Origin of the sequence: Anaeroplasma sp. (assembly GCF_034179385.1) — a bacterium.
GTDB lineage: Bacteria > Bacillota_I > Bacilli_A > Acholeplasmatales > Anaeroplasmataceae > Anaeroplasma.
The window spans coordinates 1-26,300 of sequence record NZ_JAXFPY010000056.1; the positions used below are offsets into that span (position 1 = coordinate 1).

Here is a 26,300-nt window from a genome sequence, read left to right on the forward strand (position 1 = left end):
ATATGAAAAAGACCTATTAAATTTGGATAGGTCTTTTTGTTATTTCTATTATTTCTTTCTTAACCAATCTGGAAGCTTCGTCTTAGTCTGAACTGGCGGTGGAGTAGGATTCTTTCTTCTTTCCTTTTCCTCCTGTGCTCTTCTCTTAGCATCTTCCTTATCCTTCTTCTTTCTTTCCTTTTCGGATAAAGGATTAGCGAATAGCTCATCTCTTCTTGCTTCTTGCTCACTTGATGTATCCATAGGCTCATCAGAATTTATGGAAATATGAACATCGTTCATACTCTCATTATTGGAAACATCAGCAAACTCCTGACGTACAGAGGCAAATCCGCCTTCTTCCTTTTTCATATGGTAACCTGTTGCAACTAGGGTAAGAACTAATTCATCACCTAAGTCATTATTAATTGTAGAACCATAGAAAATATTTAAATCTGTACCGGCGAAATTACGAATTTCGGCAATCGCATTAGCAACCTCAACTAAGGATAGGTTTTGGTCAGATGAGAAGCAGACAACAGCATCGGTTGCGCCATCTAGGGTAATTTCTAGAAGTGGAGAATGGATTGCCTGTCTTGCAGCTTCGATTGCTCTATTTTCACCTCTTGCAGCACCAATACCTAAAAGGGCAGTACCTTTGTTTCTCATAACGCTTCTTACATCCGCAAAGTCGATGTTAATTAAGCCTGGTAAGGCAATAATTTCAGCAATACCCTGAACACCCTTACGTAAGATAGAATCAGCTAAACGGAAGGCTTCAATTACAGTTGTATGGACATCTACCATTTGAAGTAGCTTTTCATTAGGAATTTCAATTAATGTATCAACATATTGTCTCATTTCCTCTAAGCCCGCCATAGCATTAGACATACGAACTGGTCCTTCAAAATTGAATGGCTTTGTACATACACCAATAGTTAAGCAATTATGCTCCTTTGCAATACGAGCAATAACTGGGGCAGCACCTGTACCAGTACCTCCACCCATACCACAGGTAATGAATACCATTTCGGCATCGCCTATCATTTCATGTAGGTCATCTTCACTTTCAAGTGCAGCTTCTCTACCAACCTCTGGGTGAGCACCTGCACCCTGACCATGGGTTCTTGTTTTTCCAATTAAAATTTTATTTTCAGCACGGGAAATCTTCAAATCCTGAGCATCAGTGTTTACAGCATAAAATTGAACGCCATGCACATGATTACCAATCATGTGATCGATTGCGTTCTTTCCTGCACCACCAACTCCAATTACCTTAATCTTCGTTTGGACAGCATTGAAAGTATCGAGTTCATCAAATATCATATTCTCTCCTCCTAACTTTAAAATATGCTCATTGGTAATTTTCATTTTACCTTAAAAAAAATCTTTTTTCAATAAAACAAAAATGAATATTTTCTTTATAAGCAAAATTTTGATTTTTCATATAATTTATAAATAAAATTTATATTATTTTAAAGGGTAAAATAATTTATTTTACTATTTTATCGCAACAATTAAATCCGCTTGACATACAAGTTCTCCATGAACATAAGCTTCTCCGTGTGCTTTCCCAATGCCATGACGGATTTTACCATTTGTGACCTTCATGATTACTTTATCCTTAGGGAATACACTTCTTCTCCATTTGACATTATCTGCGCCAACGAAGAAGCAATTTTTCCCCCTATATTCCTCCAAAGACAAAATATAGCATGCCCCTACTTGGGCAATGGCCTCAAGAATTAAAACACCAGGAACGATCGGGAATGCTGGAAAATGTCCTTTGAAGAAATCCTCATCTCCACTAAATTCCTTAAACCCTTCAATTAGGATACTATCCTCTTCCTCTTTTATATCTGTAATTCCATCGACCAATAGCATTGGCTCTCTATGGGGAATAATTTTTTTAATATCTTCCTTTGTATATATCATATTATACCAATAAAAGAAAAGCCCTCATACAAGGGCTTAATCCTCTTCCTTTTCTTCATTATATGCTTCAATTTCCTCTTCTGTAGCATCTCTTAGTTCAATCTTAGCCATAGTAATTCTATGATCTAAAACCTCAGCTACACTAATTTTAAGCATTTTGGAATAATCCTTATATTCATTCGTTTCCTCATCCTCTGAAGTATAAACACTTAAATATTCAAAGGAAAAGCCAACCTCAGGTAAATCCTCAGCTTCTTCAAAAAGCCAAGAGGAAAGCTTTGCAGGAGCATCCAGAGGTACTCCACCAATGCCCATTTTTTCGAAGGCATCATCGACAAACATATCTGCATCAATTAGGTAAGAGCCATCCTCGCACTTCTCGAATTTTAAATCGTCCTCACCTAAGATATCATGCTCATCGTAAATTTCTCCAAATAATTCCTCCATTGCATCCTCTAAGGTTACAAGTCCAATAACCTCACCATATTCACCAATGACCATAGCAAGATGCGTTTTGGTTTTCTGGAATTCTTGAATTAATGCATCTACTTTCATAGTAGCCGCAACAAATTTTACAGGTCGAATTAATCTTTTCCAGTTTAATTTTGGATTTTTAATTAATGCAGGGAAGAAATCACGAACATGTAAAATGCCAATCATATGATCCTTATCCTTTTTATAAACAGGAATTCTAGAATATGCATTATCCATCATGAAGGCCTTAACCTCCTCTAGTGGGGCTGAAACATCTAAAACCTCCATTTTTACTCTAGGTGTCATAATATCTTTAACACTACGATCATTTAAATCTAGTGTCTTACGCATTAGGTCTGCTTCGTCGTGCTCAATTGCACCAGTGTCCTCCATCTGGTCAATCGCAACCTCAAGCTCATCCTCTTGCATTGTATCTTGCGCTTCCTCTTGCTTTATAGTAATCAGCTTTTGAATGCCAACAAAGAAAATCACAAGTGGCCAAAGAATAATCGATAAGACATAAATTATCCAGGCAACACGAATCGATATGGCTTCAGGATTTCTCTTTGCAAGCATCTTTGGAACAATTTCACCAAAGATTAATAATATTACAGTAACAGAGAATGTAGAAATTAAGCTTACCCAATCCTGGTTTTGAATCAAATACCCAAACCATAATACAGCAAGCGTAGATAATGCTACATTAACTAAATTGTTACCAATTAATAAAGTGATTAAGGTTTTATCGAAGGAATCATATAGCTGTAATGCTTTTTTCGCACCATGCTTTCTATCCTCGATTGCAACCCTTATCTTTACATCGTTTGCAGAGGAAAATGCTGTTTCACTCATAGAAAAGAATGCACTGAGCATAACTAATATGATCATTATGATTAAAACAATATAAAATTTAACATCCATCGCTAAGAATATCGCTAGTCCCGCGACGGGTACCTCCAATACGTTTTTCAAATCTCTTCACTCCTATAATTAAGCTCTACTAGAATATTTTCCAGTGTCTGTGCTAATAATAATATCCTCACCAGATTCAATAAATAGAGGAACCTTGATTGTCATACCCGTTTCTAGTACAGCATCCTTCATTTGATTTGAGGATGCACTACCCTTAGATGCAGGATCGCATTCAACAACCTTTAATGTAACCTTATCTGGTAATAGAATACCAATAATTTCGTTACCATATTTTTCAATATTTACATTCTGATTTTCTCTTAAGAACTGCTTTTCATATTCTACTAAGGAATATGGCAATTCAATTTGCTCATAAGTTTCATTATCCATAAATACTAAGGATTGACCATCATCATATAAATATTGCATTAAAACCTTATCGATAACTGCCTTTTCAACCTTTTCAGCAGCATTAAATGTATAATCAATAACTGCTCCAGTTCTTAAATTTCTTAATTTTGTTCTTACGAATGCTCCACCCTTACCAGGCTTTACATGCATAAATTCCATAATCTTATAAATGTTACCATCGTAAAGAATAGTCATACCATTCTTAAAATCATTACTTGATACCATATTGGTCCTCCAAATTACTTCATAATACTATAATTCTATCACACTATTGCTTGTTTTTCAAATACATTACTGCATCAACATAAGACATATGAAGTCCACCACTAAAGGTTTTATCACATACATCTCGTACATAGTTGATTCTTCTAAAATCTTCTCTTTCATCTACATGAGATAGATGCACCTCGATTTTTACACCTGTAAACATTTCTAAGGCATCATGAATTGCAACACTTGTATGAGTATATGCTGCAGGGTTAATGATAATGGCATCATATGAATTTCGTACAGCCTCTTGGATCTTTGTGACTAAATCCCCTTCGTAATTCGATTGATAAAATATAAAATCAAAATTAGGAGCACAATCCTTCATAAGATCATAAATCTCATCTAAGGTTTTTGTGCCATAATGCTCCTTAGGTCTTTTACCTAGCATATTTAAATTTGGGCCATTTAAAACTAATACCTTCATTTTAATGCCTCCATTATTTTATCTATTGCTTGATTCATATCTATATTTTCAACAGTTAAATCAGAGAAATATTCATATAAGGGAATTCTTTCTTCTAAAATAGATCTTACACTTCTTTTCTTTAAAAGTGGTCTTGTATCATCAAAGGCTAATCTTTCCTCTAATATTTCTACTGGTACAGATAAATAAATACATTTACCATCCATCAGCTTTTTATGCTTTTTATTCTTAATGACTCCACCACCAGTAGCAATTACGACATCATCCATTTTCTTAAATTCCTGCAATGTGTTTGTTTCAAAGGCTCTAAACCACTCTTCCCCATAATCTCTAAAGATTTCATCTATGAATTTACAGCATTTTTCTTCAATATAGCAATCCATATCTATAAATTTATAGCCTAATCTTTTGGAAAGCTCCTTGCCTAGGGTTGATTTACCAGAGCCCATCATTCCAATTAAATATATTCTCATTTTAACCACCCATCAACATCTTTAATAATTTGATTGATTGTATTCTCTATATTTTCTAAATCAACCTTGTAGAAATGACTATCCATTTGATGATGAAACCAGGTTTCCTGTCTTTTAGCTAAATGTCTTGTGTTCTTTTTTATCTCTTCAATAGCACTTTCTAGTGTTATATCATGATCAAAATAAGGGACAAGCTCTTGATATCCTATAGCGTGAGGATATATACCCTCATCATATAGAGCTTTAACCTCATCTATTAATCCATCCGATACCATCTTATCGACTCTTTTGTTAATTCTTTCATATAACATCTCTCTATCTAAAGATAGATATACAATAAAATAATCATATAAAGCTTCATTTTTATGATTAAAGCTATGAATGGATAAATCTAATTCCTCTTTAACCTCTAAGGCTCTTAATACTCTTTTTCTATTGTTTGGGTGAAGCTTTTCCCGATTAATATTCGGATCCTTCTTTAAAAGTAAATCATATAATTCCTGATTCGATAGATTCTCATATTTCTTACCATAATCTAAATCTCTTGCAGAAGCATTAAATTCATAATTAAATAAGGCAGATTGAATATATAAGCCTGTACCCCCACAAATCAAAGTAAAATCATTTTGATCTAATATTTTTCTTGCTTCCCTTTGGAAGTCACAAGCACTATAGGATTCCTTAGGATCCTTTATATCGATGAAATGGTGGCATACGCCATCCATTTCCTCCTTCGTTGGCTTTGCTGAACCAATATCTAATCTTTTATATATTGCAACAGAATCTCCCGAAATAATATCAATTCCATAATGCTTAGCTAAGGAAATAGATATTTTCGATTTGCCTACTGCAGTAGGGCCTACAACAACTAATACCTTCTTCATTATTTTTGAATCCTTTCGAACATTTCCTCAAGCTCTTTGACAGAAAAATGAATGATAGTAGGTCTTCCATGAGGGCAAGTATATGGATTTTTACATTGGCTTAGATGAGATACTAAATAATCAATCTCATCTTTAGATATTTGATGATTTGCCTTAATGCTTGCTTTACAAGCAATCATTTTTGCAATATGGTCTCTAAAATAAATGATATCTACCTTATTTCCTTCAATCATCTTAGATAAAATATCGTAAATAATGTCCTCTAAATGATCTATCTTTGCCCAAAGAGGGACCATTCTTATACTATAATCAACCTCACCAATTGCTTCTAATGTAAAGCCAATTTTCTTGAATTCATCTAAATTATTCTCAACAAATATAGCCTCACTCTTTGTGAAGGATACCGATATTGGAATTAATAATTCCTGTGTAGGCTGTGGCTTACTTAGGATTTCATAATATTTTTCATAATTGATTCTTTCTGCTGCTGCATGCTGATCCATCAAATACATTCCAGAAGAATTCTGGAAAATTAAATAAGTACCAAAGATACTTCCAACATATTCCATATGCGGAAGTCTTTCTATCTTGTCCTCTACCTTTGTTTCATCCTTTACTAAAGACTCATTATATGGAATAGGATCTTCTTTCAATCTAGTTGAAATAGTAGGCTCTATGGGCTTAGAATCGATTTCTCTTTTTACCTCAGGAATTGGCGTAAAGGATTCTTTTATATCCGTATCTCCTATAGTTATATTAGAATCAAAGATGGTTTTCTTTTGATAGCCTTCATTTATGTTAATATTTCTTGTTGGAATTTGAGGCTTTTCATATAAAAGTTTTCCAATTTCTTCCTTTATAGCACTACAAATATCCTCTTCATTTGCAATCTTTACCTCTGTTTTATTTGGGTGTACATTTACATCCACTAAAAGAGGATCAAGCTCAAAATATAGAATCACAATAGGGTATTTTCCTATAGGTAAATAGGTAGAAAAGGCACTAATCGTAGCCTCTGTCATATTGTAATTCTTTACAAATCTACCATTACAAATAATGGTAATTTCAAGTTTTGTGGAACGATATATTTGTGGCTTTACAACGACAAAATGGGCCTTATAGCCATCGCGCGTAAAGCTTGTTTCTGTAACACATCTTGCAGCATCCATTCCATATAGCTCTGCAATTAAAGTTTTAGGGTTATCACTACCTGAGGTTTGAAATACGATTTTATCCTCCGATAAAACTGTAAACCTCAAATCAGGGTGTGCCATTGCGATTCTATCAATAAAATATAAAATCGAGGATAGCTCCTTTTTCCCGCTTCTCATATATTTTAATCTTGCAGGAGTATTAAAGAATAAACTCTTGACCGTTACGGTTGTACCCTTATTTGAATGCGTAATGCCCTCTTCCTTTTTCATTCCTGCCTTATAGGTTACACTATAGCCTTCCATACCATTTTGGCTTGAGGTAATATTCATCCAAGATACAGCTGCAATAGAGGCAATAGCCTCTCCTCTAAAGCCTAGGGTTAATATGCGGAATAGGTCATATTCGTTTTTGATTTTAGAGGTTGCATGAGGCATAAATGCCATTAATACATCCTCCTTATCCATACCCTCTCCATCATCAGAGATGCGGATTTCTTCTAAACCACCATTTTTTAAATAAATCTTTATATCGGATGCCTTCGCATCTATCGCGTTTTCTACTAATTCCTTTACTACAGAGGATGGTCTTTCAACAACCTCACCTGCAGCAATCATATTTGCAAGATGCGGACTCATTTTTAATATCTTACCCATTAGCTCATCTCCTTTAATTCATAAAGGATATTTAAAGCCTCCAGTGGAGTAAGCTTATTAATATCTACTTCATCTAATCTATTTTTTATCTTTGATGCAATGGATTCTTCCTTTACCTCTTCTTTTTCATCGTAAGCATCAAAATTAAATAAATCTAGGGTGATTCCCTTATGAGAATTCGAATCCTCCTCTAACACATTTAATATTTGCTTACTACGCTCTGTTAAGGATTTTGGTAATCCCGCTAAAGAGGCAACATTAATACCATAGGATTTATCCGTAGGTCCATCTAATACCTTATGTAAGAAGGCAACGCCATTTTCGGTTTCCTTAGCCTCAACATGTACATTCTTTAATCTCTTTAATTTTTGATCTAAGCTTGTAAGTTCATGATAATGGGTAGAAAATAATGTAATACAGCCAACCTTTTCATGTAAATATTCTAAGATAGCCTGAGCTATAGCCATACCATCAAAGGTTGCAGTACCTCTTCCAATTTCATCAAATAAGACTAAGGAATTCTTAGTCGCATTCGAAATAGCATAATTTGCCTCAATCATTTCTACCATGAAAGTAGACTGTCCAGAGACTAAATCATCCGATGCACCAATTCTTGTAAATATAGAATCAAAGATCATTAAATCGGCTACCTTTGCAGGCACAAAGGAACCCATTTGGGCCATAAGGATAATGCATGCAAGCATTCTCATATAGGTGGATTTACCACTCATATTTGGTCCTGTAATCAAAATCATATTGTATTTGTTGATGACGACATCATTAACGATATAATCCGTAGTCATTAGCGTCTCTAAAACAGGGTGTCTTCCATCGACTATATTCACACAGCGGTTATCATTAAATGTAGGTCTTACATAATTATATTTTATGGCTATATCCGATAAAGCGGTATAGCAATCAATTTCTGAAATCAAATCCGCAAGCTTTTGTAAGGATTGTACATGCTTAGATGCTTCATATCTTAATTTTGTAAATATTTCATATTCTAAGGATTCAATTTGATCCTTTGCCCCTAATACCATTTGCTCATAATGCTTTAATTCAGGAGAAATGAATCTTTCAGAATTCACTAAGGTAGCTCTTCGTTCATATGGACAATCACTAGGTAAATCCTTAATTGCACCCTTAGATATCTCAATATAATAGCCTGTTACACGATTATAACCAACCTTAAGGGTTTTAATTCCTGTTTTCGCTCTTTGGTCAGCCTCATAATTCATAATCCAATCTCTACCATTTGTAGAGATTTCTCTTAGTTCATCTAAGTCCTTATTGTAGCCTGGATTAATCATTCCACCTTCTTTAACAGAAAGTGGTGGATTTTCAACTAAAGCATCAAATAAGAGATTATATAAATCGGTATGTGGATCCATTTCATCCGATAAAGCCTTTATAGAATCTATATGCATTTCACATAGATTTTGCTTAACCGTAGGAATATCCTTCAAAGATCTTCTTAGCCACACTAAATCCTTAGCGTTCGCTGTACCTGAGGATATTCTTGTAATGATTCTTTCTAAATCATATACATTCTTGAAGGAAGCCTTTATATCTTCCTTTATTATGTAATTCTCATTAAATGCACTAACAAAATCTAATCTTTGATTAATTTGATTCTTATCTACTAATGGTTTATCCACCCATTTATGTAGCATTCTTGAGCCCATAGCGGTATTACATTTATCCATAAGCCAAAGTAGAGAACCACTCTTATTGCTTAATCTTAATGTTTCTGTAATTTCTAGATTTCTTTTTGTAAATGCATCAATATGTAAATATTTTTCTGATACATAGGAATGGAATGGCTTTAAATAGGAAGGCTCCTGCTTTTGTGTTTCTATAATATAGCATATAAGCATTCCAACAACCATTTGATACATTGGATCTATTTCTTTAACAATATGAGTTAAGGAAGGTGGAATATCCATCTTATCCTCATAGGATAAAGAAAGCTCATTATTTTTAATAAAATCTTTTAAGCCAATATGGTTGAATGTGTGATTTACAATGATTTCCTTTATTTTTAAGGATAAGATTTCATTTGCAAGCAAATCAAAGGATTTAAATGTAGCTACATATCCATCTCCTGTAGTAATATCACTATAAGCTAAAATATATTCTCTTTTTTGATAGCCTATAGCACCAATATAATTGTTTTCCTTTTCCCTGAGCCCTGTATCAATGGTACCTGGAGTAATTAATCGTATTACTCCTCTTCTAACAAGCCCTGTTGCTTGCTTGGGGTCTTCAATTTGTTCTGCGATAGCAACCTTATATCCTCTTGCGACTAGCTTTTCAATATATTGATCTTTAGCGTGAAAGGGAATACCACACATAGGTGCCCTCTCTTCTGTTCCTACATCCTTACCTGTTAGGGCAAGCTCAAGCTCACGGGAACCTGTATAGGCATCATCAAAAAACATTTCATAAAAGTCTCCAACTCTATAAAAAACGATTGCATCCTGATATTCCTTTTTAATTTCAAAATATTGCTCCATCATGGGAGAGTATTTCACTGTTTTTTCTGATTTAGCCTTAGCCATATAACTCACCTATTTCTACTTCATTTTATAAAACTAACATAAATAATAAAATTACAACCATTGCTACTAGAGCAAGTCCAATGGATATAGATAATGCAACCACATGACTTTTACTATTCGCAAGTGCTTCAATTTTTCCTGTGCCATATTCAGGGTTTTGGCCTACCTTATTCGTATCTATTTCAATCGTTGGCTCTTCAATCTCAACAACTTCCTTTGTTGGTATTTGAGCTAATGTTTCATTGATGATATCCTCTGCCATCAATTCCTCTTCTGCCTTCATAGCTAAGATATCATCTTCTAAAGCCTTTTGGTCCTGTTGCTTCTTCCCAATAAACTTCCATGGAGCAACCTCCTCAAGCTTTTCTTCCTTCTCTTCTTCTAAAGTTTCCTCTATCTTTTCTACAGGAGATGCTTGGATAGGCTCTTCTATAGCCTCCTCTACTGGGGCTTGGCTTCCATTTTCTAATGTTTCCTCTTCCTTTTCCTCTAACCTTAAAGATGCTTCCTTAATTACATCTGCCATTATAGAGGTATCCTCATGGTCCCCAGCATAATAAATAACTCTTTTTGGTTCACCCTTGCCAAAGGAATCAATAGCCTGTAAATCCACACGGAATTCTAGGGGCTCATATTTAGGGCTTGATTTTATTTCATCCATAGAGGTTGTAGGTATTTCACATAAGCCTAAAAAATAAAACAAATACGTAATTAATTCTGTTTTAGACATATTCGGCTGCATAGGAATACCTGTTCTTCTTGCATAGGTAGATATTTGGGTAATATTCATTGCGTTTAAATCAGAGGCAACAACCTCAGAATAATTACCCTTTCTTTTTAAATAATCAAAAATAAACTCTAAGTATTCTTCTCTTTTTAATCTTGTAGGAAGTGGTACTCCATATTTTAAAGCTAAATCAAATACATCCTGATTCGATGCAGAATATTGTAAATTGCTTTTAAGTACATCAATATCTTGTCCATCGAAGGTATTTGGCTGTTCAAGGCAAGCGCCTGTTATGTAATTAAAATAATCAGGGAAGGAGCCGATGGGTTGCTTATTTAGATTTTTTAAATACATTAATTCGCCATCATTTAAATTCAATTGCTGATAATTATCTATAATCAACGAAAAAAGATTCTTTCTATAGCTTACAAAATCCTCTTCCGTACAAATCTTTTGAAATAGCATAAATAATTGCTGCTCGCTATAGCTTGCATAATATTGAAGCTTTATAAAGGCATCTTTTGGCATGGAATTGGAATGTAAAAACTTAATTCTATTATTCAAAACAGATATTAATGCCATACAATTAATTCTTCTTGGAAGCTGTGTTGTACGGTCAATCAAAAAATGATATACCTGTTCTCCAGATAAGCTTGATAGTTTGTTAATTAATGTATCAAGTTTACATACCTTTCCATATAAAATGATTTGATTTTTTGAATAATTCAGTTCCATAGTATAGCCTCCAAAAAATGTCATAGTATATATTATTATATACTATTTGGCAAGCATTTCAAAGAAAAAAACAAATTCGCTAGAAAAAGAATAAAAGAGGTTTCAAAATGCAAAAAATGTGTTATAATAAATAAACAAGAGAAAACGTTTACAAAGTAAATAAGAAAGGAATTATACTTATGAAAAATATTCGAAACATTGTGATTTTAGGACACCTGCAGTCCGGTAAAACAACTCTTGCAGAAACTCTTTATGCAGCCGCAACAGGAAATCAAAAGGGTTCTGTCGATGCAGGTACTTCTATTTCTGATTACACACCAGAGGAAAAGAGTAGAAAATCAAGCGTGCATTCTGCAATTTTGCCACTTGAGTATAAGGGTACTAAGATCAACTTAATCGACTGCCCAGGTAGCGATGACTTTATTACAGATACCATTTCTGCAATAAGCGTTGTAAAGGGCGCTGTATTATTACTTGATGCATCTAAGGGTGTGGAAGTTGGTACAGTTAAGCATTGGAACTTCTTAAGAAAAAAGAATATTCCTACCATCATTTATGTGAACAAAATGGATAAGCCTGATGTTCATTTTGACAAGCTAATGGATGATATCAGAACAAAGCTTGGCAAGAATGCTATACCATTCTGTTATCCAATGGGACATAATGATGGTTTTGATGGTTTTGTAAATTGTGTTACATTAACCGCAAGAAAATATAACGGCAAGGAATGTGAGGATGCTGAAATCTATCCAGACAAAAGAGCCGCAGTATTAGAGCTTCATAACCAAATGGTTGAGGCTGTTGCTGAAACAAGCGAGGAATTAATGGAAAAATTCTTTATGGGGGAGCAATTAACTCGAGAAGAAATTCATGATGGCTTAAGAAAATCCGTATTAGCCAGTGATTTAATTCCAGTTTTAGTTGGTTCTGCAATTAAGGGAATCGGTATTCACACATTATTAGACATGATGATCGATTATCTACCTAACCCTCAGGATTTAAACCCAATTGAAGGTGTAGATATGAATGGTAATCCTGTAGAAAGAAAAACATTAGATGACGAACCATTTAGTGCATTTGTATTCAAGACTATGGTAGATCCATATTTTGGTACAGCAAATGTATTTAAGGTAAATTCAGGTAAGATCAAGGTTGGAGATACGGTTCACGTATCTAAGCTAGATAAGGATATTCAGGTTTCACAGCTAAATGTCGTTACAGGCGCTAAGATGACCTCTGTTAGTGAATTAACTGCAGGTGATATTGGATGTATCGTTAAAGCGGATGGTGTCGAAAATTCAATGACATTATCTGCAACTTCTTCTAAGATTGCCTACCCTGAAATTGATTATCCAACTGCCGTTTATTACAAGGCTATTTTAACATCCTCTAAGAGCGATGAAGAAAAGCTTAGTAATGTATTAGCAAAGATTTGTCTTGAGGATAAATCCATTGAGGTTAAGCGCAATCCAGAAACGAACCAATTATTAATTGGTACCTTAGGTATATCCCACCTTTCTTATTTACTTGAAAGAATGAAAAATACTTATAAGCTAAATTTAACTACAGAGGATTCTAAGATTGTTTACCGTGAAACAATACGTGCTTGTGCAACGGGTAATGGTAGATACATTAAGCAGTCTGGTGGTTCTGGATTCTATGGCGTTGTTGAAATGGAATTCAAGCCAGCAGAAGAAAACACATTCACCGAAGAGGTATTTGGTGGAGCAGTACCAAAGAATTACTTCCCTGCAGTTGAAAAGGGCTTCTTCGAGGCTTGTGAAAAGGGTCTACTTGCAGGATTCCCTGTCATTGGTGTCCATGCAATCCTAAAGGATGGTAAATACCACCCAGTAGACTCCAATGAATTAGCCTTCAAGATGGCAGCAATTCTAGCATTTAAGGATGCATATATGAATTGTAAGCCAGTTATCCTAGAACCAATCATCAAGATTACAGTAACTGTTGAAGCAGATATGGTAGGAGATATCATTTCTGACTTAAATCAGCGTAGAGCTAAGGTTACAGGTATGGATGTAAATTCTAGAGGTAATCAAAAGGTTACAGCTTTAGTTCCTGAATCAGAGATTCAAGAATATACAAATGATTTAAAGAGCTTAACACAAGGCTCTGGCTTCTTCGTTCGTGAATTCTATAGCTATGAGCCAATGCCACAGGTATTACAAGATAAGCTTCTAAAAACATTAGCTGAACAAAAGTAAATGAAATAAAACTCCCAGGGTTGGGAGTTTTTTTAATGCTTTATGATCTGCCATTTTTCATAGAGCCTATCCAAAGAATAGCTTGCGTTTCTAGGGGATGTGGATGGCAGTACCATCGTCATATCTTTTAAATTGGGATACGCATCCATTAAGAATTCAAAGGCTTTATTTCCGTTACAGTAAATATGCTTAATCTTAGATTCTTTTATTAAAGATGGAATATCGCTATAGCATACATCTTCTATGGTTTCATCACTAGATTTATATATCGTACAGGAATATACGCTATCATATAGGGCTATATGTAGCTTAAGTAACGTATTTCTTTTTTCTATATTCGTCATTAAAGAAAAATCTCTATCAAAGATTTTAGACAATAAAGCCCAAAATCTATTTCTTTTATTCCCATAATAAAAATCATTTTCTCTAGAGATAACCGATGGAAATGAGCCTAATATTAAAATTTCTGAATTTTCATCAATTATAGGTTTAAACGGATGAGTAATTTTTTCCATAAGCTTGCCCTTAAAAAAATAATCCCCATGGGATTACTTTTTACTTTCTTCTTTTTCGTCTTTTTCTTCCTTAACATCATCAAAATCATCATGAATTTCTTCAAATGTTTTCTTTAAGTGAAACATATCAAAATAATTCTTTGGCAATGTATCTAATAATTCACAAGGAACTAAATAGATATCAGCGATTCCACCAATTCCTTTCTTCTGGTTCGAAAATAAGCCTCTTGTTTTGGTTAATAAAAAGTTTCTTTTGAATTTATATTCTGTTTTCTCTTCTAAATGCTTTGTATAAAAGCGAATTAAGGAATAGGATAGATTATATGCACTCTTATAGCTTGGATTTGTCACTGTGATGACATAGCATTTATCTTCTATTTTTCCACGCTCACATACAGCTTTAAGTGTTTCAAGGGCAATATATAATTTTTGCTCATAATCTATATAATTATTATAATTTGCACTTTTAGGCTTAAATAGACCAAATCCCATTATAATATCTCCTTAATCATATTATCTGTTTCTTTTTTATATTTCATTAATAGAATTACACAAGTAGTATCCTTATTCTTTGTAATAAAATCCGCATGATCTACAATAAAGGCATTAATTCCCTTTTGCATGCAAGATAATCGATATAATAGACCCTTCTTACCAAAAGGATCAGCGCCTACAAGTATTCTTTCATGCATACGATCATTTATTTCCTTATTGAATTCACTTACATATTCTTGTGTTTCAACCATAATCGCATATTCGTCCTTAATCATTTCTTTTCTTAGGGCTCTTTGTTCTGTATACATACCTGCAACATCAATTTGAGATAATATTTCCATTAGAGTTCTCACTCTTTCTAATTGCTCATCACAATCCTCTTCGATGAAGCCAGTTTCTAAATTGATGCAGGGAACCTTTACACGAATCACCCTTGCAGATGCCATTTTCCAAACGGAAAAATCTCTATATCTCATTAATATAGGATATACATATTTACCGAATAAAGACTCATAATCTCCCATACCTTGAAATCTCATATCTAGGGAATGATAGGCCTTATTATAAACAATTTTTACAGAGCTATAGCCTGTTTCAACATCAGGAAATAAAGTATCGCTTCGATCTGTAAATGCAATATCCTTATAATTCTTTGATACGTATTTAAAAAATTCATCTTTAAGTTCCATAATGAAATCTCCAAGTGCATATTTTTTAAACATTATATCACTTTATTTCGGGAAAATAAAGATTTCGTAAAAGAATGTATGATTTTATATTTCGTAAAAGAATGTATGATTTCATGTTATTTCATAAAAAGTATAGTATAATTAATAAAAAAGGGGGGTACCATGAGAAATAAATTAGCAAGAAAATTAATAAAGAATTATCAAGAGAGCAATAATGGTAGACCTCCCAAATGTAGATTCTATCCAACCTGCAGTCATTATGCGATGGAATGCTACGAAAAATTTAATTTTGTGAAGGCAAGTGCATTAACCTTATGGAGGCTCATGAGATGTAATCCATTACATAAGATGGCGTATGACCCAGTACCATTAACAAAGGAAGAAAAGAAAAAACTAAAGGAAGAAAAGGAAGCTCTTGAATTGGAAAAAAGCGCAGAAAGCTAATTCTGCGCTTTATTCCTTTTCACCCATACAAGCCTTCCTTAAGGCTTCTTTTTCTATATCTCCATGGAAATAGCCATAAATGGCAAGACCAAATTCAATGGAATAATACATAGATTTTGCGGTAATAAATTTACCATCTACAACAACACCCTTATCTCTTAAATAGGTACCACCTAGGATTTTGTCCTCAAAGCCTGGATGAACGGTATATTTTTTATCCTTAAAATAACCGAATTTACCAATTAAATGAGGAGCTGCACAAATAGATGCAACAACCTTATCTTTTTTAATAAAATTATGGATTAATTCTTCTACAATAGGTACATTAGGCATTATTTTAAACGAACCTGGTCCGCCGGGGATGATTAATGCATCATAATCATTTATATCTACTACATCCTCTATTAGGGTATCTACTGTTAAAATGTTTCCACATTTGGTTTTTACGTTTAATCTCCCCATGATAGATGCAGAGGTTACTATATCTCCACCACGCTTTAAGACATCTAATGTAGCAATTGCTTCAACGTCTTCAAAATTATCTGCAAAAAGCATTAAATATTTCATAAATCCTTACTCCTTGTACTCTATCTTATAATTATACGCCTAAAACGCTTAGAAAAAAAGAGGCATTGCCTCTTTATGCTATAAATTGCCTCTTTATGCTATAAATTATTTATCAAGCTTGATATTATGCTTTTCTAGATAATCGATGCCATATTTTTCAATGACATAATCCATATCCTTATCTCCTCTACCGGATAAATTAACTAAGATCGTTCCCGTCTTCTTTGTTGTTCTTGCAAGACGCATTGCGTAAGCAACGGCATGGGCAGATTCGATTGCAGGAATAATACCCTCTAAGCGAGATAATGTGTAGAATGCCTCAAGTGCCTCTTCATCGGATACAGTATCATATTTAATTCTACCTAAATCATGTAAGAAGGCATGCTCTGGTCCTACGGATGGATAATCTAGACCTGATGCTACAGAATAAACTAAATCTGGTTCACCCTTTTCATCCTTTAGCATTAAGGAATTAAATCCATGCATAATACCCTCACTACCATAGGTAATACTTGCTGCGTGATCTCCTCTTCCCTTACCGCGTCCTAGTGGCTCTACACCAACAATTTCAACAGGTTCATTGACAAAAGGAATAAACATACCTGCAGAATTTGATCCGCCACCAACACAAGCACATACAACATCAGGTAATAGTCCAGTCATTTCCTTAAATTGATCCTTTGCCTCAATTCCAACAACACTTTGGAAATCTCTTACCATAAGTGGGAATGGATGAGGTCCTACAACAGAGCCAATGCAGTAAATACAATCCTTATATTCTTTTAAATATGCATTAAATGCGGCATCTACAGCCTCCTTTAATGTTTGCTGTCCATCGGTAACCTCGATGACATTTGCACCTAAAAGCTTCATTCTACTTACGTTTGGTGCTTGCTTTTTGATATCGACAGCTCCCATATAAATATCACATTCAAGTCCAAAGTAGGCTGCAGCTGTAGCTAAGGCAACACCATGCTGTCCTGCACCAGTTTCAGCAATAATTTTCTTTTTGCCCATGAATTTTGCAAGTAATCCCTCACCCATACAGTGGTTGATTTTATGCGCTCCCGTATGGTTTAAATCCTCTCTTTTTAAATAGATTTGAGCACCACCACAGTATTTCGATAATCTCTCACAATGAAATACTGGAGTAGGTCTTCCTTGGAATTCCTTTCTAATTCTTCTAAGCTCATTAATAAATTGGCTAGAATGACAAATGGTTTCATATGCATGTGTAATTTCTTCAAATGCTGGCTTTAATTCCTCTGGAATATATGCTCCACCATATTTACCAAAAAAGCCCTCACTATTTGGATAATTTTTTAAATATGTTTCAAAATCTACGTCTTTAATTTTCATAAATAATACCTTCTCTTTCTATAATTTAATTATAATAAATATTGATTTTTCTTCATGAATTCTAGTGTCATATTTAAATGCACCATCGAAATACTATATTCATTCTTTTCATACATTTATTATCTCCTATTTTAAATATTGATGGAGAATCGACTTAAAATCAAAAAAAGCCTGTCCTAATCTTAGGACAAGCGTCAACCTGCGGTACCACCTAAATTGCTTAATTTTAAGCCACCTCTTCGAATGCCATCACATTCTAGCTCTATAACGGGAGCTCCCGTTCTTGGCTACTTATTTCACCAAAACCCTCATTGGCCCACTTTCAATTCCGCTTTAACAAGGCTTCCACCCACCCTTGCTCTCTATTTATGCGCTAACTGACTAACTTCCAACTCAACAGTTTCTTTGATTTTATCTCATAAAAATGGTATTGTCAAGAGTTAAATTAGACAAAATGAAAAAATTTGTTTAATTCTCCTTAATGTATTTCTTATATGTAAATTCAAAATCTTCTCTTGCATTTTGATTTATGGCATCACAATCTGCATTATAAAATTCAAAATCCTCATCATCCATTATAGGATTATGTGTATCTATAGATAATTCAATCGATTCATCTAACATTTCAAATAAACGCGATTTTGACATGCCCTCTATTCCATATCCTACTGCATCTATAACGAAATAAGGCATAGATGCTTCTTCTGGATTTAAATAGGATAAGCCAATAGGCTTAATTATAAAATTCCATGAATCCTTCCCATAAATGAATTCTATATTGGAAGCATTTCTTAAATCTAGAATAGATACATTCCATAAATTATTTTTTCCATTAAATTCATATTTTTGATTATCTATTTTAAAGTAGCATTCCTCATAATTAGATACTCTTAAAGAGGATATAATCGATAGAATAACTTGATCTAAATGATATCTTATAGGAATATACATTCTTCGATTAAATAAATCTGGATATTCCTTTAAATTTATAGATAATACCATACATCTTCTTTTATATTCCTTTAAAAGAAGATGTAATAGTTCTATATCATCATGAATAGCTAATGCATCTAATAATTTATAAGATAAATCAGAGGATAAGGATTCATCTGTAATACGCTCTAAAAATTTCAATAATTCCTCTGGATCTATTTTATGATCCTTATAGGAATCCTTAATCATTTCATACGCATTTTTTCTTAATTCATTTCCAAACATAATATACCTAATTATTTTAATACATTCTCATAATAGCTTCTAAGTAATTCACCAACACTCCATGCTTGGTTATAGCAGCCTCTTGTTCTATTTGCGATATCTCCATCAAAGATTTCTGCGATACCATTTAAGCAGCCCTCATTTAAATGCTTCTCAAATTTATGTGCCATAGCATTAATTTCATCCTTAACCTTAGGATTCTTCTTATTTACATATGCATAAGCATCAAAATATGTACCAATTAGAAAACCCCAGGTTGTGCCCATATGATATGCCCTATCTCTATCCCATAGAGATCCCTCATATTTTGGTTTGAATTCCTTATCGTGAATCGATAAGCTTCTCAAGCCATAAACATTATATAATTCTTTCGTGATACAATCGAAAATACCACATACATTATTCTCATCTACTACCTTAAATGGCAAGGATAATGCGAAGCATTGATTTGGTCTAACCTTGCTATCATATGGATCAACCGTATCATATAGGCAACCGGTTTCCTTACAATAGAATTTCTCATTGAAGGATTCCTTTACTCTTAGGGACATCTCTAAATAATTTGTAGGATCATTGGCATCCTTACTTAATTCATCCATAATTCTTAATGCATTATACCATAAGGCATTAATTTCAACTGGCTTACCAAATCTTGGAGTGATGGCAATACCATTGGTTTTTACATCCATCCAAGTAATTTGAGTATCCTTATCTCCACAGGAAATTAAATAATCGCTATCCATATGGATATTGTTATCCGTTTTATGGCTATAGGCATAAATAATATTTTGTAAGGTAGGATAAATTTCTTCTAAAATGAATTTTTTATCCCCTGCATATTCTATATACTTATAGCATGCATAAAAATACCATAAGGAGGCATCTACCGTGTTATACATAGGCTCTGAGCCATCATCTGGGAACATATTAGGAATTAATCCATTCTTCTCATAAATCGCAAAGCTCTTTAAAATTTCCTTTGCCTCATCAAATCTTTTGGTAACTAAGGTTAAGCCAGTAAAGGCAATCATAGTATCTCTTCCCCAATCCGTAAACCAAGGAAGACCTGCAAGAATCGTTTTTAGCTTTGTAGATTCTCTTTTCGTAATAAAGGAATCGCAACTCCAAACTAAATTTAAGGCAAGCTCATCGGTTAATCCAGATTTTACCTTTAAGGAATCTATTCTTTCCTTATAATCCTTTATCATCTTATCTGCATCTAAAGAAAATTCTTTTTCTATCGAGCAGATGATAGAAATCATCTTCTTCTCATTCTTTTTTAAATCAATAGATATAGAAATAGGAGTATAGTAATGATCGATTCTGTCATCCCCTGTTTCAAAATCATATGGATAATATAAGCCCTTTGTATATTTTTCTTCATTTTCTATTATTTTTCCATCACTAAAATAGAATTTAATATCTAAGTCTTGATTCTTTTTTGGAGTTAAAATATATAAATTATCCTTAATCTTGTGATCAAATTCTAAATCCTTTATATCGCTTGCATCTCCATGATCTCTATAATTAAATAGAGGCTTTAAAGATAATGTCGTATCTATTTTAGATGTTACTATATAAGAAATAGCAACTGTATTTTCGCCATAAACTGGAGCAATTCTTTTTATGATTTCAAAATCCTTACCCCTATAGGTAAAGGTAGGATATGCATCATAAGTAAATTCAGCTAATCGATCATGATGATCTATAATAGAATCTATATATTCCTGGCATTCTAGGCTAGTATTACATATCGTTTCATCAATTTTACCTAATAGCATCATTCTATTTACTGGTGCCTTAAGGGATGCAATCAAATAACCATAATGCTTTCTATTGAAGGAATTAATGATAGATCCTGAGGAATATCCTCCAATCCCATTTGCCATAGAATAGCATTTCCCATTATTTATTTTAAAATCTTTTAATTCTTCTTTTGTAAACTTATACATAATAGTCTCCTCAAAGTAAAAGGACTAACCCAAGGGGTGAGTCCATATTTTAAATTTCAAAATCCGTTACGGTTGCAAAGCCTTGATTACATAGAAATGTAACAATATCAAATACATATTGATTTAATATATCTAAATCATAATATACAACCCCATGCTGTAAAACACTAGTAAGTGGTGTAAGTGCAAAAATTTCCATTTCCTTAATTGGCTTTCTTACAAGACGGAATCTTGTAACCATCTTTTTCGCAGCATCATCTAGGATTAATTCTCTTTTTGCAATACCACAGGTAGAATATGTCTTAAAGCTCATTCCCTCTTCTAAGACATCAAAGGTTCTTAAGAAGGAATATAGATTTCTATCTATATCTGTATTTTCCATTAATAAAAGCTCTGTTTCTAAATCTTCGTTGAGCTTTTTATTAATTTCTTCTATTACATCATGTACAATTTTAGAATCCAATGGTAATTCAATTTTAAATTCTTCTCTTTTCCCAAAATACATTTGCATATGCTCTAATCTAAGCTCATTGGCTGTTTTTAGCACCTTCATAAGTACCACCTCTTTTTGTATCGCAAGCTATTTATTTCATTATATAACTTTTATAAATATTCTTCAAGAGAACAAAGGGGAAATAAATATCCCTAGGAAAGAAAAACACAGCCAAGCTGTGCTATTCAAAATACCCATTATTTAAATTGTAGTAGCAATCCAAATAGGAAATGAATTCCTTTGCCTCTTCTCCAATCGTAAAGGATGTATTTCTTTCTATTTCCTCTTCGATATTAGAAAATTTAACATCTACGATATAAGAGATAGGATAAATATTTAAAAGCTTTTTTAATATTTCCTTCTTAGGATATAAAATGGATAAGGTTTCATGTAATAAATCATATAATTTAAAATCCTCATCCTCTGTATCCTTTTTTAAAAGACCATAATATAAGAATTGATCTGTAATTCCTGGTTCAACACCAATGAAATCAATGATTTCATATAGTTCATCCTCATTTATTCTTGAAATATTAATTTTAAATGCAGTTATACAGGTCATCTTTCCACCACACTTTTTATATCCTTAAGCTCAAAGCGATATTTTTGGCTTGCATTCGGATATTTTTTATGGTCTACCTCACTTAAAAACATATCCTTTTTTCTTATCCATAAGGACATATCCCCATATAATCTTCTATAAACGACATATTCTTCCTTTGTTTCAGAATCATAAGCAATATCGATGACTAAATAATAATCCCCCTTAAAATGCTTATAAATTCCATTAATCTTCAGTTCTCTCATCAAAAGACTCCTCCATTGGAATTTCTGTTTTCTTATTTCTCATATTCTTCTTCATGAATTTAAATAATGCCTTAGGTCCCTTATAGACATAATATTTTAATAAATATTCTAATCGGTCATGGGTAGATTTTGTCATAGGTAGGTGAGATGCTTCCTTATAAAAATAATTTAAGGCTCCATCCTTTTTACTATTTTTACCATTGTAGATTTCTGTTGCAGCAAGGCGATCACAAATCGATTCTGCCAAATAACGATTGGGCATATCGACTGGCTCAAGGTGGTGATTCAAAACATTATTATCCATCCAGTAATCGACATGGTGCTTGTTTCTACCCTTGTGATGCATCCAAGCCTCACTATAGCCCTTAGCCTCTCTTTCTTTGAAGTGAGGACTTCTTGTTCCTGTATAGTATTTCGCTCCATTGAAGAATTCTGGAAACGATAATTTCGATAAATCATGGAAAAAGCCTTGGAAATATAGCCCACATTTGAAGCAATATTTCATGACTCTATTATGATGCTTTGTAATTGTCCTTAAATGTCCAAATATGTGCATAATATCTCTCCTTAAATATAAATAGGCGCATACATTTGAAAGCAAATACCAACCACTGCAGCAAATGCAATATATAAAATAGGATGCTTCTTAAAACCAAAGATGGCAAGTGCGAATAATACACCTACAAGTACCGCTTTAAAATTAAATAATAAATAGATAAATTGTCCTATTGCTCTAAAGAAATCAATGAATCCATCTACATGGCTAAATGCCTGATGAAAGGAATAAGAAACGGCATTTACCATGTTTTCATTTGAATCTAGATATTGATTGAATAAGGATACCTTTAGTACAGAATATACTGCAGCAAAGATTAAGCCAATGGATGCTGCTCTTAGACCATAAAAAATCCAATTCACATATTTATTATCCTTAAATTTATCTAAGAATAAGGATACAAAGAATATGACGATAACCGATGGAGTAACTAATCCTAGAGTAGATACCATAGAGCCTAAGAAGGATAAACCTAAATGATTAAAACCTTTATTAAATACGCTATATCCTACATAAGTAGACATATTAATACCCATCGCACCAGGAGTGGATTCTGATACGGCAAGCATATTTGCTAAATCCGTTAGACTAAACCAGTGAGTAGATAAGGATAATTCATTTAAGAATGGGATAGTCGCAAGACCACCACCAAAGGCAAGGAAGCCAATCTTAAAGAATTGGAAGAACACATCAAAGACTAAGGTAGAACCTAAAGAAATATTTATAATGATTCCAAAGATAAAGATCAACCAGATTAAGATTGCGGATAATAAGCCTTCCCTATATTTTTTATTCTTAATAAATATGAAGGATAAGCATCCTACTAATCCTAAAGAAATACCTACAAGGAATCCGCCTAAGGCGATTCCAATAGATTTTAATGGCTTCTTATAATCCTTTTTTATAACTTTATTTTTTACTTCTATCTTTTCTTTTTCTTCGTTCTTATTCTTTTTTTTACGTTCTCTTATAAAGGATACAACAATACCAAAAATAGCAGCTAAGATGACATATACATATAATGGAATAATATCAATAGCTATTGCGGATATAGCAATAGCCCCTGCAAGTAATCCTGCAGGAAGATCCTTAATTGCTGATTTGGATAATTTCATTATGGCATAAATAATTAAGAAAAATACACATACTCTTATACCGGCTAAGGCATTTCTTACATATTCATTCGATGAAAAATTGGTAAGTAGGGATGCAATAACAAAAATGATAATAAATGCAGGGAAAACAAAACCTAAGGTTGCAACAATACCACCAATGATACCTTTTCTTCTTATACCTAAGAAGGTAGAGATGTTTACAGCGAATGCTCCAGGAGTACACTGCCCTACCGCATAGTAATCTGCAAGCTCTTGGTTGGTCACCCATTTTCTTTTCGTTACAAATTCTCTTTCAAGAAGTGGAAACAATGCATAACCACCACCAAAATTTACAATTCCAAGCTTGAAGAAAATAAAAAATAATTGTAAAAGCTCCATAATGTGCTCCTTTCTTAAAAAATTCTTTTCTATTATAGCACGATAGATATAAAATATCTATTCTATTAAATGTATTATTTTTTAAAACCATTTATAAGATTTATGCTATAAATTCTTTAGATGATATTATGATTTTAACGTATGATGAAGCATTAAATTAGGAAGAAAATAGACAAAAAGAATACCGCCTTAGGTTTGTGAATCTAGGCGGTGTTTTTTTGTTCTGACATTTCACAGGATAGAGTAATTCTATACTTAGGCAATATAAAATCAGATATTTGATGATTTGTTGCGTCTGGCTTTATTCTAATTTGTAGCCATAAATCTAGCCTTCCTACGTTTAATGTACCAGTTGTTGCAGGAATAGTTATTGGATTTGCTAAAGGATTAAGCTTAAATCCAGAATAGGAAGTGCCATTAGAAAATGAAGTCCAATTCGAGAATAATACATTCGCATTCGCATCGACAATACCTAATCTTGCTTCAAAATCCTTTAAAATCGTTGTATCTGCCGTGTAGCTTTCCTCTTTTATAAATTCAAATTGCAATTTGTTATCTAATCCCACGTAATTAATTACTTCAAATTTATAACCGTAAATCTTGCTTGGAGCTGCACTTGAAATCGTAATGGAATTCAATAGGTTTGCTTTAGAATCCTGGCTTAATGCATATCTTTGATCTACATAATCAAAGGAATAATTCTCATCATAATACCTTTTTTCATAATCAACCTGAGCATTAGCCTCAGGCTTATAATACTTATTTTCGTTACCCAAATCCACTAAATTTGGAATTCCATTAAAATTATCATCATTTGCTTCATATAAAGTAACTAATGAATCGATTTGCAAAATATTAAATTTCATATCGGTTACTCTATCTACATTAATATACCAAGCATAGGTGATAAAGATTGCGGATAGGATTACAGTAGCCAATGCGACTACACATATCAATATTCTATATTTTTTCATAGCCACAAGACCACCTTTCCTTTTAACCTAAAATCACAAATATTTCTCCAATGTTAAAATTCTTTCTAGATAATAAATTACCATAGCTGTTTTCTGATTGAGCAATTAATCTATAGTATTGTGTGAAATCCTCATAAATACTAAAGGTATAATATAAAGAACCATAATTGCTATCCCAAGTATGATGTAGGATAGTTTTATCTAAGGTTGCGCTATCATTTTGACTAATGGAATATTCATTAAACCATGTATAATCACTATCCGGAGTAAAGCCAACAGCATCCAAATTATTTGAATCCTTCAAGCTCATGCTCTTATAACGGAAGGCACCTGTAACATAATGCGTCTTTTCATCAATTACAAATGCATCTCCTACTATATTCTTTAAATAAATTGTGTAGTTACTTCCATCCATGCTTTCATCAATGGTATAGCCAATGGTAATATCTACATGCTCTCCTGGAAGCATTTCTTTTATAACAAAGTATTCTACTTCAGATCCTGTAATAGTCTCTGTTTTTTGTGTTTCTGCAGTATATATCTCAGATTTTACTAAAACTAATCTACCACTAGAATTCCTATTATATGTATTTGTTGTAATATCTCCATTTAAAGAATACTTTACAGCTTTTACTTCATCCAAAATACGAATCGATTCATTAGCTGCAGTTACACCAGTACCTGCAGTTACATTTGCTTGCTTATTCACTGCATACCATGCAAAAAGGTTGAAAACCATTAACAAGCATGTTAAAAATAATGCAGTTGTACTAAATAATAATCCCATTCTTTTTCCATTCTTCATTAATGTCTTCCTCCCTTCTTAAGGTTAATATCGATCTACATAGAATTTTACATTAACGGTATGACCATTAAATGTATAATTAGCATAGAAATATGTGGCTGTATATACTGTGTAC

26 protein-coding genes are annotated in these 26,300 nt (G+C 33.2%); 2 read left to right on the forward strand and 24 right to left on the reverse strand.

What is annotated here, in order from left to right; genetic code table 11:
• Positions 1 to 48: 48 nt before the first annotated feature.
• From ftsZ to SPJ17_RS03620, 10 genes are all read right to left on the reverse strand, one after another.
• Positions 49 to 1,305, reverse strand: coding sequence for a cell division protein FtsZ (gene ftsZ, locus SPJ17_RS03575; protein ID WP_321092836.1), 1,257 nt, complete (start codon positions 1,303 to 1,305; stop codon positions 49 to 51).
• Between the two features lie 174 nt (positions 1,306 to 1,479).
• Positions 1,480 to 1,914, reverse strand: coding sequence for a 3-hydroxyacyl-ACP dehydratase FabZ (fabZ, locus tag SPJ17_RS03580; protein WP_321092837.1), 435 nt, complete (start codon positions 1,912 to 1,914; stop codon positions 1,480 to 1,482).
• Between the two features lie 36 nt (positions 1,915 to 1,950).
• Positions 1,951 to 3,360 (reverse strand): hemolysin family protein, encoded by a 1,410-nt coding sequence (locus SPJ17_RS03585; RefSeq protein ID WP_321092839.1) that lies wholly within the window; start codon positions 3,358 to 3,360, stop codon positions 1,951 to 1,953.
• Between the two features lie 18 nt (positions 3,361 to 3,378).
• Positions 3,379 to 3,936, reverse strand: a complete 558-nt coding sequence (gene efp / locus SPJ17_RS03590; RefSeq protein WP_321092840.1) for an elongation factor P — start codon at positions 3,934 to 3,936, stop codon at positions 3,379 to 3,381.
• Positions 3,937 to 3,979: 43 nt separating this feature from the next.
• On the reverse strand, positions 3,980 to 4,405 hold the full coding sequence (locus SPJ17_RS03595) for a type II 3-dehydroquinate dehydratase (protein ID WP_321092842.1): 426 nt from the start codon (positions 4,403 to 4,405) through the stop codon (positions 3,980 to 3,982).
• A complete protein-coding gene (locus SPJ17_RS03600; protein ID WP_321092843.1) occupies positions 4,402 to 4,878 on the reverse strand; it encodes a shikimate kinase in 477 nt (158 codons plus the stop codon). The genes SPJ17_RS03595 and SPJ17_RS03600 overlap by 4 nt, the downstream gene beginning before the upstream one ends.
• Complete coding sequence (gene miaA / locus SPJ17_RS03605) at positions 4,875 to 5,762, reverse strand: tRNA (adenosine(37)-N6)-dimethylallyltransferase MiaA (RefSeq protein ID WP_321092844.1); 888 nt, start codon at positions 5,760 to 5,762, stop codon at positions 4,875 to 4,877. Before miaA ends, SPJ17_RS03600 begins: the two co-directional genes overlap by 4 nt.
• Positions 5,762 to 7,570, reverse strand: coding sequence for a DNA mismatch repair endonuclease MutL (mutL, locus tag SPJ17_RS03610; RefSeq protein ID WP_321092845.1), 1,809 nt, complete (start codon positions 7,568 to 7,570; stop codon positions 5,762 to 5,764). The genes miaA and mutL overlap by 1 nt, the downstream gene beginning before the upstream one ends.
• The gene (mutS, locus tag SPJ17_RS03615) at positions 7,570 to 10,134 is read right to left on the reverse strand and encodes a DNA mismatch repair protein MutS (RefSeq protein ID WP_321092847.1); all 2,565 of its coding nucleotides are present in this window, start codon (positions 10,132 to 10,134) and stop codon (positions 7,570 to 7,572) included. The genes mutL and mutS overlap by 1 nt, the downstream gene beginning before the upstream one ends.
• 25 nt (positions 10,135 to 10,159) lie before the next feature.
• A complete protein-coding gene (locus tag SPJ17_RS03620; protein ID WP_321092849.1) occupies positions 10,160 to 11,596 on the reverse strand; it encodes a hypothetical protein in 1,437 nt (478 codons plus the stop codon).
• Positions 11,597 to 11,775: 179 nt separating this feature from the next.
• On the opposite strand from SPJ17_RS03620, the gene SPJ17_RS03625 reads away from it, so the two are divergent.
• Positions 11,776 to 13,818 carry an elongation factor G gene (locus tag SPJ17_RS03625; protein WP_321092850.1) on the forward strand — a complete coding sequence of 681 codons (2,043 nt, stop codon included), beginning with the start codon at positions 11,776 to 11,778 and terminating at the stop codon, positions 13,816 to 13,818.
• Between the two features lie 32 nt (positions 13,819 to 13,850).
• Here the strand turns inward: SPJ17_RS03625 and SPJ17_RS03630 are convergent, their stop codons facing one another.
• From SPJ17_RS03630 to SPJ17_RS03640, 3 genes are read right to left on the reverse strand one after another with little or no spacing between them, the layout of a single operon-like run.
• Complete coding sequence (locus SPJ17_RS03630; RefSeq protein ID WP_321092852.1) at positions 13,851 to 14,333, reverse strand: DNA-deoxyinosine glycosylase; 483 nt, start codon at positions 14,331 to 14,333, stop codon at positions 13,851 to 13,853.
• Between the two features lie 33 nt (positions 14,334 to 14,366).
• A complete protein-coding gene (locus SPJ17_RS03635) occupies positions 14,367 to 14,825 on the reverse strand; it encodes a hypothetical protein (protein WP_321092853.1) in 459 nt (152 codons plus the stop codon).
• A complete protein-coding gene (locus SPJ17_RS03640) occupies positions 14,825 to 15,517 on the reverse strand; it encodes a hypothetical protein (protein ID WP_321092854.1) in 693 nt (230 codons plus the stop codon). The genes SPJ17_RS03635 and SPJ17_RS03640 overlap by 1 nt, the downstream gene beginning before the upstream one ends.
• Positions 15,518 to 15,679: 162 nt before the next feature.
• Between SPJ17_RS03640 and yidD the strand changes: the two genes are divergently transcribed.
• A complete protein-coding gene (yidD, locus tag SPJ17_RS03645; protein WP_321092855.1) occupies positions 15,680 to 15,961 on the forward strand; it encodes a membrane protein insertion efficiency factor YidD in 282 nt (93 codons plus the stop codon).
• 9 nt (positions 15,962 to 15,970) lie between these two features.
• On the opposite strand, the gene SPJ17_RS03650 is transcribed toward yidD, so the two are convergent.
• The 11 genes from SPJ17_RS03650 to SPJ17_RS03700 form a co-directional block, all read right to left on the reverse strand.
• Positions 15,971 to 16,528, reverse strand: coding sequence for a DJ-1/PfpI family protein (locus SPJ17_RS03650; protein ID WP_321092857.1), 558 nt, complete (start codon positions 16,526 to 16,528; stop codon positions 15,971 to 15,973).
• 105 nt (positions 16,529 to 16,633) lie between these two features.
• Positions 16,634 to 17,887: a tryptophan synthase subunit beta gene (gene trpB / locus SPJ17_RS03655; protein WP_321092858.1), complete on the reverse strand. Its 1,254-nt coding sequence runs from the start codon at positions 17,885 to 17,887 to the stop codon at positions 16,634 to 16,636.
• Positions 17,888 to 18,355: 468 nt separating this feature from the next.
• Positions 18,356 to 19,105, reverse strand: a complete 750-nt coding sequence (locus SPJ17_RS03660; RefSeq protein ID WP_321092860.1) for a hypothetical protein — start codon at positions 19,103 to 19,105, stop codon at positions 18,356 to 18,358.
• A gap of 11 nt (positions 19,106 to 19,116) precedes the next feature.
• The gene (locus SPJ17_RS03665; protein WP_321092861.1) at positions 19,117 to 21,057 is read right to left on the reverse strand and encodes an amylo-alpha-1,6-glucosidase; all 1,941 of its coding nucleotides are present in this window, start codon (positions 21,055 to 21,057) and stop codon (positions 19,117 to 19,119) included.
• Positions 21,058 to 21,106: 49 nt separating this feature from the next.
• Positions 21,107 to 21,610: a hypothetical protein gene (locus tag SPJ17_RS03670; protein ID WP_321092862.1), complete on the reverse strand. Its 504-nt coding sequence runs from the start codon at positions 21,608 to 21,610 to the stop codon at positions 21,107 to 21,109.
• Positions 21,611 to 21,731: 121 nt separating this feature from the next.
• On the reverse strand, positions 21,732 to 22,112 hold the full coding sequence (locus SPJ17_RS03675; RefSeq protein WP_321092864.1) for a hypothetical protein: 381 nt from the start codon (positions 22,110 to 22,112) through the stop codon (positions 21,732 to 21,734).
• On the reverse strand, positions 22,109 to 22,357 hold the full coding sequence (locus tag SPJ17_RS03680; RefSeq protein WP_321092865.1) for a DUF1653 domain-containing protein: 249 nt from the start codon (positions 22,355 to 22,357) through the stop codon (positions 22,109 to 22,111). The genes SPJ17_RS03675 and SPJ17_RS03680 overlap by 4 nt, the downstream gene beginning before the upstream one ends.
• Positions 22,338 to 22,913 (reverse strand): DUF5662 family protein, encoded by a 576-nt coding sequence (locus tag SPJ17_RS03685; RefSeq protein ID WP_321092866.1) that lies wholly within the window; start codon positions 22,911 to 22,913, stop codon positions 22,338 to 22,340. Before SPJ17_RS03685 ends, SPJ17_RS03680 begins: the two co-directional genes overlap by 20 nt.
• Before the next feature lie 11 nt (positions 22,914 to 22,924).
• On the reverse strand, positions 22,925 to 24,406 hold the full coding sequence (locus tag SPJ17_RS03690) for a chromate transporter (protein ID WP_321092867.1): 1,482 nt from the start codon (positions 24,404 to 24,406) through the stop codon (positions 22,925 to 22,927).
• A 203-nt stretch (positions 24,407 to 24,609) separates the two neighbouring features.
• Positions 24,610 to 25,380: a hypothetical protein gene (locus SPJ17_RS03695; protein WP_321092869.1), complete on the reverse strand. Its 771-nt coding sequence runs from the start codon at positions 25,378 to 25,380 to the stop codon at positions 24,610 to 24,612.
• Between the two features lie 22 nt (positions 25,381 to 25,402).
• Positions 25,403 to 26,185 carry a hypothetical protein gene (locus SPJ17_RS03700; protein WP_321092870.1) on the reverse strand — a complete coding sequence of 261 codons (783 nt, stop codon included), beginning with the start codon at positions 26,183 to 26,185 and terminating at the stop codon, positions 25,403 to 25,405.
• Between the last annotated feature and the right edge of the window lie 115 nt (positions 26,186 to 26,300).

Excerpts from the sequence above, each read along its gene's own strand:
- ftsZ (WP_321092836.1), bottom strand. The coding sequence starts at position 1,305 with ATGATATTTGATGAACTCGATACTTTCAATGCTGTCCAAACGAAGATT.
- fabZ (WP_321092837.1), bottom strand. The coding sequence starts at position 1,914 with ATGATATATACAAAGGAAGATATTAAAAAAATTATTCCCCATAGAGAG.
- efp (WP_321092840.1), bottom strand. The coding sequence starts at position 3,936 with ATGGTATCAAGTAATGATTTTAAGAATGGTATGACTATTCTTTACGAT.
- SPJ17_RS03595 (WP_321092842.1), bottom strand. The coding sequence starts at position 4,405 with ATGAAGGTATTAGTTTTAAATGGCCCAAATTTAAATATGCTAGGTAAA.
- SPJ17_RS03600 (WP_321092843.1), bottom strand. The coding sequence starts at position 4,878 with ATGAGAATATATTTAATTGGAATGATGGGCTCTGGTAAATCAACCCTA.
- miaA (WP_321092844.1), bottom strand. The coding sequence starts at position 5,762 with ATGAAGAAGGTATTAGTTGTTGTAGGCCCTACTGCAGTAGGCAAATCG.
- mutL (WP_321092845.1), bottom strand. The coding sequence starts at position 7,570 with ATGGGTAAGATATTAAAAATGAGTCCGCATCTTGCAAATATGATTGCT.
- mutS (WP_321092847.1), bottom strand. The coding sequence starts at position 10,134 with ATGGCTAAGGCTAAATCAGAAAAAACAGTGAAATACTCTCCCATGATG.
- SPJ17_RS03620 (WP_321092849.1), bottom strand. The coding sequence starts at position 11,596 with ATGGAACTGAATTATTCAAAAAATCAAATCATTTTATATGGAAAGGTA.
- SPJ17_RS03625 (WP_321092850.1), top strand. The coding sequence starts at position 11,776 with ATGAAAAATATTCGAAACATTGTGATTTTAGGACACCTGCAGTCCGGT.
- SPJ17_RS03630 (WP_321092852.1), bottom strand. The coding sequence starts at position 14,333 with ATGGAAAAAATTACTCATCCGTTTAAACCTATAATTGATGAAAATTCA.
- SPJ17_RS03635 (WP_321092853.1), bottom strand. The coding sequence starts at position 14,825 with ATGGGATTTGGTCTATTTAAGCCTAAAAGTGCAAATTATAATAATTAT.
- SPJ17_RS03640 (WP_321092854.1), bottom strand. The coding sequence starts at position 15,517 with ATGGAACTTAAAGATGAATTTTTTAAATACGTATCAAAGAATTATAAG.
- yidD (WP_321092855.1), top strand. The coding sequence starts at position 15,680 with ATGAGAAATAAATTAGCAAGAAAATTAATAAAGAATTATCAAGAGAGC.
- SPJ17_RS03650 (WP_321092857.1), bottom strand. The coding sequence starts at position 16,528 with ATGAAATATTTAATGCTTTTTGCAGATAATTTTGAAGACGTTGAAGCA.
- trpB (WP_321092858.1), bottom strand. The coding sequence starts at position 17,887 with ATGAAAATTAAAGACGTAGATTTTGAAACATATTTAAAAAATTATCCA.
- SPJ17_RS03660 (WP_321092860.1), bottom strand. The coding sequence starts at position 19,105 with ATGTTTGGAAATGAATTAAGAAAAAATGCGTATGAAATGATTAAGGAT.
- SPJ17_RS03665 (WP_321092861.1), bottom strand. The coding sequence starts at position 21,057 with ATGTATAAGTTTACAAAAGAAGAATTAAAAGATTTTAAAATAAATAAT.
- SPJ17_RS03670 (WP_321092862.1), bottom strand. The coding sequence starts at position 21,610 with ATGAAGGTGCTAAAAACAGCCAATGAGCTTAGATTAGAGCATATGCAA.
- SPJ17_RS03675 (WP_321092864.1), bottom strand. The coding sequence starts at position 22,112 with ATGACCTGTATAACTGCATTTAAAATTAATATTTCAAGAATAAATGAG.
- SPJ17_RS03680 (WP_321092865.1), bottom strand. The coding sequence starts at position 22,357 with ATGAGAGAACTGAAGATTAATGGAATTTATAAGCATTTTAAGGGGGAT.
- SPJ17_RS03685 (WP_321092866.1), bottom strand. The coding sequence starts at position 22,913 with ATGCACATATTTGGACATTTAAGGACAATTACAAAGCATCATAATAGA.
- SPJ17_RS03690 (WP_321092867.1), bottom strand. The coding sequence starts at position 24,406 with ATGGAGCTTTTACAATTATTTTTTATTTTCTTCAAGCTTGGAATTGTA.
- SPJ17_RS03695 (WP_321092869.1), bottom strand. The coding sequence starts at position 25,380 with ATGAAAAAATATAGAATATTGATATGTGTAGTCGCATTGGCTACTGTA.
- SPJ17_RS03700 (WP_321092870.1), bottom strand. The coding sequence starts at position 26,185 with ATGAAGAATGGAAAAAGAATGGGATTATTATTTAGTACAACTGCATTA.